Genomic DNA, 7445 nt, shown 5'->3' on the forward strand with positions numbered 1-7445 from the left:
CTCACGCGGCGTTGCTGCATCAGGCTTGCGCCCATTGTGCAATATTCCCCACTGCTGCCTCCCGTAGGAGTCTGGGCCGTGTCTCAGTCCCAGTGTGGCCGGTCACCCTCTCAGGCCGGCTACCCGTCGTCGCCATGGTGAGCCATTACCTCACCATCTAGCTGATAGGCCGCGAGTCCATCCAGAACCGATAAATCTTTCCACCTACACACCATGCGGTGATAGGTCGTATCCAGTATTAGACACCGTTTCCAGTGCTTATCCCAGAGTTCAGGGCAGGTTACTCACGTGTTACTCACCCGTTCGCCACTCTTCCACCCAGCAAGCTGGGCTTCATCGTTCGACTTGCATGTGTTAAGCACGCCGCCAGCGTTCGTCCTGAGCCAGGATCAAACTCTCCGTAAAAAAATTACATGCCCACACCACAGCGGAATAAGCCATGCATGCGAGCGAGTTCAACCTGACAACAGAAACTCATCAATACTGACGAAATTTCGTTTGTTATCCAAAAAAAGGAATCTCCAACACCCAACCAAACGGTTCGATGCCGGGGATAATAAATTGGCATTTGACAATTTAAGTGCACACTATTGAGTTCTCAAGAACCAGACACCCACCGTACCGATCTCAACCAAGAGACCCTCCGAAGAGCAACTTTTCTAGCTTACACGCTCAGGCACTCTCGCGCAAATCCGTGTCGCAGCGTTTCCCGCTACTTCCCGAACCTGACCGAGCCATGCTCGATCCGAGATCAACCGCTCCGAAAAGCGACCACCTGAGGTGAGGAGTGAATCTCATTTTCCCTACCCGCTTTACAAACCAAACTGCGGTTCAAGTGGGGGTGTTGTGTGAGAGATTCTCTGCGGCCTGTCCGTTTCCGTCCGGGCCAACAAAGGAATACATTACGCGGATCCCAGGGTGTGCACAAATCCTGGCCGCCCCGAGCGGCCAGGCCCCAGTGTTTGCAACGAAGTTGCCCTACCTCCGGGCGTGTCCGGCCGTGAAGCCGCCAGAAAACACAAAACGGCCCGAACGAGATGTTTCCATCTGGTTCGGGCCGTTTGTATCTGAGCCGCCTATCGGATTTGAACCGATGACCTGTTCTTTACGAGGGAACTGCTCTACCCCTGAGCTAAGGCGGCTTGGTGCAATTTGCATCGCACACAAGCGAAAACTCTAGCACGAAAGCGCTCCCGTTTTCGCACACGCGGCTGTTGCCGCACCGTAGCGCCGCAGCGAGCGCCGCAGCCCGCTAGCTGCAGGTCACGCCAGACTCCGGCACCGTACCCGCGATGAAGTACTGCTCGACGACGTCATTCACACACGCGCTCTGCCCGTACGCGGTGTGGCCCTCACCCTCGAACGTAACGAGCACGCCGCTTTCGAGCTGTCGCGCAAGCGACTGCGCCCACTGGTACGGAGTCGCCGGGTCGCCGGTCGTACCGACTACAAGGATCGGGTCAGCACCTTCGGCGCGCACAGGCGCCCGCTCCGCAGCACCCTTCACCGGCCATCCAGCGCACGACACGTCGCCATAGCCCTGGAATTTGCCGATCGTTGGCGCGAGCTCAGCAAGCTCTGCCGCCTGCTCGCGCATCCGCTCGGCGTCGATAGCGTTCGGGTAGTCGAGGCAGTTGATCGCCTGGAAGGCCTCGGTCGAGTTATCGAGGTACTGGCCGTCCATCCGCGAGTAGTACGAGTCAGCGAGCGCAAAGGCAACATCGGCCTCGCCAGCGGCAACCGTTTCAAACAGCGTGTTCAGGTATCCCCAGTTCGACTCTGCGTACAGCGGCGTGATGATCGCGGTGAGCAGCGTTGAGGCGGTCAGCGTGCGTCCGTCAGTGCCAGTGAGCTGCGCCTCCTTCACACCGTCAAGCAGCGCGCCGATCTCCGCCATTGCCTCGTCAACGGTGCCGCTGAGCGGGCAGTCTTGCCCCCCGAGGCACGCGGTGACGTAGCTGCGAAGCGCGGCCTCGAAACCGAGCGTCTGCTCGCGAATCACATCGGCCTCGCTCGCGGTTGGATCGAGCACTCCGTCGAGCACCAGCCTGCCAACCTGCGCAGGGAACATTTCCGCGTAGCGCGCTCCAATGTGCGTGCCGTAGGAATAGCCGAGGTAATTGAGCTTCGGGTCACCAACAATCTGCCGCAGCATGTCGAGATCGCGCACGGTCGAAACCGTGTCGACATGGCCGAGCAGGTCACCCGTCTGCTCAAGGCAGGCCTCGCCGAACTCACGCGAAGCCGCAACGCCCTCGGCGATCCACTCGTCGCTGCCTCGCTCAGCAGTGCTGCTGCCCGCCCCAAAGAGGTACTCGTCCATTCCAGCGGCATCAAGACACGTCACGGGTGTCGAAGCACCGACGCCGCGGGGATCCCAGCCGATCACGTCGAACTCGCGCTGCAACGGCTCGCCGACGGCGTACGCAATGGAGTTACGCACATACTCCGAGCCGGATGCGCCTGGGCCGCCCGGGTTCACGAACAGTGTGCCTATCGGCGCGCCATTCTTCGCGGGCTGCTTCACGAGGCGCAGCTGAATGGTGTCGCCCTCGAGCTCGTCCCAGTTCAGTGGGGCGTGCACGTCTGCGCACTGAAAGCCGCCGCCGCAGTCAGCCCACTTCGGGCTCTGCTCACCGAATGCGCCCCCAACGGGTTGCGCTGGGAGTTCAAGCTCGACGTCCGTCGGACGCGCGTTGCTGGGTTGAAATAGTTGCCACACGCCGGTGAGCGACACCACAAGACCGATCACCACGAGGACAACACCGATGACCAGCGCCCACTGCTTCCACCGCTTCCGGCGCAGCGGCCCCGACTCGTCGCCTGGCCCCTCATACAGCTCCGGCGCGGTCACGAGACAAGCACCCGGTTGTCGGCCATCACAATCCGCGCGAACAGCGCCTCAAGGACGAGACCAGGGGTGATCGCGCGGGCGAGCCGCTCACGCGCCTCCTCAACCGCCGAGACGACCGCAAGCGCCTGCTCGGGCGACCAGCGCTCGGCGAGGTCGCGAATCGCGGCCCCCGCTTCGGCGTTCACGAGCTGCGGCTCGGCACCCAGCGAAGTGAGCAGTACATCGCGGTAGAGCGAGAGCAGGTCCGTGAGGATCCGGTCGATACCGTCGCGAAGGCTGCGCTTCTTACGCCGCTCCTGATCCTCCTCGAGCGCCTTCATCTGAGAGCGAAGCTTCGGGGGGATCGCGGCGCCAGGGGCAAGCCCGAGGTTGCGCATCGCGTCCGCGCGCTCGCCCGCGTCGAGCTCCTCGGTGAGCGCGTCGGCATCGGCCTGCGCGATCCCGACGAGCGACGCGGCAACCGCCATCGCATCGCCGAGCGTGTTCGCGCCGAGTGCACCGGCAATCGAGCGCTCACGCCGCGTCATCGCCTCCTCGTCGGTCGCGAGGCGGCGGGCCATCCCGATGTGGCTCTGCGCGAGCCGGGCCGCGCGTTCAGCAAGCTGTGGTTCGATGCCGTCGCGCGCGGCAAGCAACTGCGCGACCTCGGAGACGCTCGGCGTCACGAGCCGCACCGACCGGGTGCGCGAGCGGATCGTCGGAAGCAGATCGGCCTCGCTCGGCGCGCACAGCACCCAGATCGTACGTTCTGGCGGCTCCTCGATCGCCTTCAGGAGCACGTTCGAGGTGTGCTCGGTCATGCGATCCGCATCCTCGATCACGATGACCCGGTAGCGCCCCTCGCTCGGAGCGTAGTGCGCGGTCGTGACGATCTCACGCGCGCTGTCGATGCGGATCACCGCGGCCTGCGTGGTCAACGCCGCAAAATCGGGGTGTGTGCGCCCACGCACCTGGGCGTACACCCGTTCGCGATCCGCCTCCTGGCGCGCGATCAGCGCGGCAGCGAAGCGGTACGCAAGATTCGATCGGCCGGAGCCTGGTGGCCCCGTGATCAGCCAGGCGTGCGCCGGGCCACCATCGGGGCCAGCCGCGCGCGCGAGCGCCTCGACCGCCGCTGGCTGGCCAACTATTTCCGCCCAGAAACTCATGCGGCAAGGCTATCGGGTGCCGCTGACACCCGGGGTGGGAATCCTGCCCGGGCCTCCTGCAACCCAGCACGCCGCCCTCGCACCACTGCACCCGCGCACAATAGGCGATCAGCCCAATACAGCCCCGAATCACCCGATCCGGGCCCCGTTACGGCAGATCACCACGGTTTACGCGGCTCTCACCCGCTCACTCCGGCAAAGCTCGCCCGAAACCGCTCCCACGCCAGGGCAGGCTCGCTCAGCGACGTGCGCTCCTCCGGGTGGGCGCGAAAACAGTTGACCACCGCAGCCACGACCGCAGGGTCTGACCCGCACCCACGCGCGCGCATCACAGCCCACTCAGTTCCAGTGCTGTCGCGCACAGCGACCCCGGGGCCCAACCGAGCATCGAGCCGCACCTCTGCGCCGCGCAGGTGACGCCAAGACAGCTCCCGAACACCGCCCTCCCAGGCCAGAATCACGCCGCGCTCGGTGAGCGTCACGCCCGCGGGCCGGCGCAGCAACTGCGCCACGAGGCGCACAAGAAACCCGAGTGCTACAAGGGCGATGACGAGCACCGCATAGGCGGTGAGCGGCACCCCGGCGCCCCCGAGGGCGGCCCCACCACCCTGAGCCTGAGCCCCACGCCCAGCACCAACCACCCAGCCCGCAAGCACGCCCCAAGCCACGAGCACCGCAAGCACCACACCGGTAAACACAGTCTCCTGCCGAAGCGGCGCGAAGCGCAGCCCGGTGCCGGCCGCCGCAATACGCACTGTGCCGGGCACAAAATGCCCCCGTGTTGTGAACAGGTAGAGCAGCGACGCGGTGACCATCGTCAACAGCATCGCGTAGCTTCCGCGCTCCCAGGGCCCGCTCGCGGTTCCGAGCAGCAGCGCAAGCAGCCCGGCGCCGGCTACTCCTGCGACCCCAGCGATGCACCGCACCATCGGCCGTGGCCACGCAGCGGTCGTGAGCCGCGGCTCTCCCTGCCTGTCACCGAATAGCACGGTCACCGCGGGCCGCGCCCGCCCAGACCTCGAAACCATCGCGCGCACCTCACCCACCCAGATCCACAAACGCGGCCTCGCCCGGCACGACCTGCGCCCCGCCGGCGCTGAGCTCGGCGGCGAGCGCCGCGAGCGCGGCAACTTCCTCCTCCGAGACCGCGAAGCGCTGCACAACCACGTCGCTGTACTCGGCCACACCCACAGCGTAGCCGCGCCTGCGCGCCTCGGCCTCGATCTGCGCGGCGACCTCGTAGCTCGAGGTGACATTGACCTCGCGCCTGAGGCCGCGCCGCACGCGGTTCGCGTGATCCACTGCGCCGGCGACCGATGCGCGGTACGCCCGCGTGAGGCCGCCAGCGCCGAGCAGCACACCACCGAAATAGCGGGTCACCACGGCGACGACGTCGCTCAGCCCGGCAGACACGAGCGCGTCGAGCATCGGGGCGCCGGCGGTGCCGCTTGGCTCCCCGTCATCGTTCGAACGTTGCACCCGGCCGTCGGGGCCGATCACGAACGCCGAGCAGTGGTGCCTGGCCCGTGGGTGTGCGGCGCGAACCTCGGCAATGACCTGCCGCGCCGCGTCCTCCGAATCGACACGTTCGAGCCGCGTGAGAAAGCGGGAGCGCGAAATCTCGATCTCGGTATCCACGCGCCCCGCGATCGTCTCGTACTCGGCTGCCATGCTCCTATGGTGTCATGCCCAGCGCGCCGCGTTACGATCAAGGCATGAGTACCGTGCGTGTGGATAGTTGGGTGTGGGCCGTCAGGCTCGCGAAGACCCGCAGTCAAGCGACGGCAGCGTGCCGTGCGGGGCACGTGCGCGTGAACGACGCCCCAGCCAAGGCATCGCAACCCGTGCGGATCGGCGACATCGTGCGCACCCGCCTCCACACCATCGAGCGCATCTACCGCGTGACGGGTCTCGCCGTGCGCCGCGGCAGCGCAACCGAGGCTGCGGCCTACTTCGAGGATCTCACTCCCCCAGCACCTCCCCGCGTCGAGCGGCCCGCCACCGTATACCGCGACCCGGGTGCCGGGCGTCCAACGAAGCGGGACCGCCGCGAGATCGAGAAGCTGCGCGGGCGCGATCAGCAGCCGTTCGACGGCCGCGACCTCACGGGCTCGGAATGAGCCCAACAGCGCAGGCGGTGGAAGCAGCGGCGCAGGCGGTGCCGTCGGCTACGGCGGTGCCGTCGGTAGCCAGGCAAGCCCTGATCCACCACGCGCAGCCGGCACCGCTCACCGAGCTCACTGAGCCGCAGTGGCGCGCCCTCGCCGAAGCCCACGAGGCCCGCGCCGATGCCCTCACCGCCGCTCACCGGGAACGCAGGCGGCGCGGCCAGCAACACCCGATCGAGGATTTCCTCTTCACCTACTACCCGTTCAAACCAGCCGAACTGCGTAGGTGGCACCCGGGCGCTGGCGTCTCGCTCGCTGCCGCGGCGGATCGTGCTTCGTGGCGCTACTACGCCACCGACTCTACGAGCACCGCGACTGTGGATGTCGGGGCCTTCTTCGCGAAGCGCGCCCAGACCGTTGACTACGTCGCGCAGCTCCTCTCGGCGACGCTCGAACACACCCCACAGTTCGGGTGCTTTGGGCTGCACGAGTGGGCGATGGTGTACCAGCTCACGCCCGAGCAGGTCCGCCACACCCGGATGCCGCTGCGCATTGGCCATGAGGCGACGGACGCCGTCGTGGAGTCGCACTCGATCGGCTGCAGCCACTTCGACGCCTACCGGTTCTTCACGCCCGCCGCCGAACCGCTCAATAGGCTGGCACCGACGCGCGAGAACCAGCCAACGATGGAGCAGTCTGGCTGTCTCCACGCCGGCATGGACATCTACAAGTGGGTGACGAAGCTCGGCCCGATCGTTCCCGGTGAGCTACTGCTTGACGCGTTCGAGTTCGCGCGAGACATCCGCTTCGTCGACATGCAGGCATCGCCGTACGACGTGACCGGCTACGTCGACGCTGCGGGAGAGCCGCTCGAGCCCATCGCGATTGAGACTCCCGCTGGCAAGCAGGAGTATGTGCGCAGGCAGCGGGCGTTTGCGGCGCGAGGCAACCTGCTGCGGGTGCGGGTGCTCGAGGCGATCGCTGTCGCAAGGTCTACCGGCGCGGGCAGCGCGGACAGCTGATCGGTCTCTGCTCGGCCTCTGACCCTACCGGCCGCCGCATACCCCGTTCTCCGGCCCGATCCCGACCCAATCCCGGCCCAATCCCGGCCCAAACCCGACCCAAACCCGACCCAATCCCCGGGAGTTGGCAGTTGTTGTCGCTTGCGGACGATCGTGGCGACAACAACTGCCAACTCCGGCTATTGGGGAGGGGGCTACGGGAGCGGAGCCGCGTCTCGGCCCGGTCTTCAAGGTCTTCGTTGACTGGTATATTGGTGCGATGGCCACCGCAAGCGCAGCGCGCGCGAGTATCTGGATAGCCTCTGGAACGCTA

The 7445-nt window shown here is 66.1% G+C and carries 6 protein-coding genes, 1 tRNA gene and 1 rRNA gene; 2 read left to right on the forward strand and 6 right to left on the reverse strand.

Annotated elements, in window-relative coordinates; all coding sequences use genetic code 11:
* The 6 genes from SD72_RS16410 to SD72_RS16435 form a co-directional block, all read right to left on the reverse strand.
* Positions 1 to 405 (reverse strand): 16S ribosomal RNA (locus tag SD72_RS16410); the annotation flags it as partial.
* 665 nt (positions 406 to 1070) lie between these two features.
* Positions 1071 to 1142: transfer RNA gene (locus SD72_RS16415), tRNA-Thr, on the reverse strand.
* 110 nt (positions 1143 to 1252) lie between these two features.
* A complete protein-coding gene (locus SD72_RS16420; RefSeq protein ID WP_232299837.1) occupies positions 1253 to 2854 on the reverse strand; it encodes an alpha/beta hydrolase in 1602 nt (533 codons plus the stop codon).
* Positions 2851 to 4002 (reverse strand): DNA polymerase III subunit delta', encoded by a 1152-nt coding sequence (locus SD72_RS16425; protein WP_042545549.1) that lies wholly within the window; start codon positions 4000 to 4002, stop codon positions 2851 to 2853. The genes SD72_RS16420 and SD72_RS16425 overlap by 4 nt, the downstream gene beginning before the upstream one ends.
* Before the next feature lie 179 nt (positions 4003 to 4181).
* On the reverse strand, positions 4182 to 5030 hold the full coding sequence (locus SD72_RS16430) for a hypothetical protein (RefSeq protein WP_157000652.1): 849 nt from the start codon (positions 5028 to 5030) through the stop codon (positions 4182 to 4184).
* A gap of 10 nt (positions 5031 to 5040) precedes the next feature.
* Positions 5041 to 5673 carry a YigZ family protein gene (locus tag SD72_RS16435; RefSeq protein WP_042545551.1) on the reverse strand — a complete coding sequence of 211 codons (633 nt, stop codon included), beginning with the start codon at positions 5671 to 5673 and terminating at the stop codon, positions 5041 to 5043.
* Positions 5674 to 5717: 44 nt separating this feature from the next.
* On the opposite strand from SD72_RS16435, the gene SD72_RS16440 reads away from it, so the two are divergent.
* Positions 5718 to 6122, forward strand: a complete 405-nt coding sequence (locus SD72_RS16440; RefSeq protein WP_042545552.1) for an RNA-binding S4 domain-containing protein — start codon at positions 5718 to 5720, stop codon at positions 6120 to 6122.
* On the forward strand, positions 6119 to 7132 hold the full coding sequence (locus tag SD72_RS16445) for a 3-methyladenine DNA glycosylase (RefSeq protein WP_232299838.1): 1014 nt from the start codon (positions 6119 to 6121) through the stop codon (positions 7130 to 7132). The genes SD72_RS16440 and SD72_RS16445 overlap by 4 nt, the downstream gene beginning before the upstream one ends.
* Positions 7133 to 7445 lie beyond the last annotated feature (313 nt).

The organism is Leucobacter komagatae (assembly GCF_000834055.1).
GTDB lineage: Bacteria > Actinomycetota > Actinomycetes > Actinomycetales > Microbacteriaceae > Leucobacter > Leucobacter komagatae_A.

Excerpts from the sequence above, each read along its gene's own strand:
- SD72_RS16435 (WP_042545551.1), bottom strand. The coding sequence starts at position 5,673 with ATGGCAGCCGAGTACGAGACGATCGCGGGGCGCGTGGATACCGAGATC.
- SD72_RS16430 (WP_157000652.1), bottom strand. The coding sequence starts at position 5,030 with ATGGTTTCGAGGTCTGGGCGGGCGCGGCCCGCGGTGACCGTGCTATTC.
- SD72_RS16445 (WP_232299838.1), top strand. The coding sequence starts at position 6,119 with ATGAGCCCAACAGCGCAGGCGGTGGAAGCAGCGGCGCAGGCGGTGCCG.
- SD72_RS16425 (WP_042545549.1), bottom strand. The coding sequence starts at position 4,002 with ATGAGTTTCTGGGCGGAAATAGTTGGCCAGCCAGCGGCGGTCGAGGCG.
- SD72_RS16440 (WP_042545552.1), top strand. The coding sequence starts at position 5,718 with ATGAGTACCGTGCGTGTGGATAGTTGGGTGTGGGCCGTCAGGCTCGCG.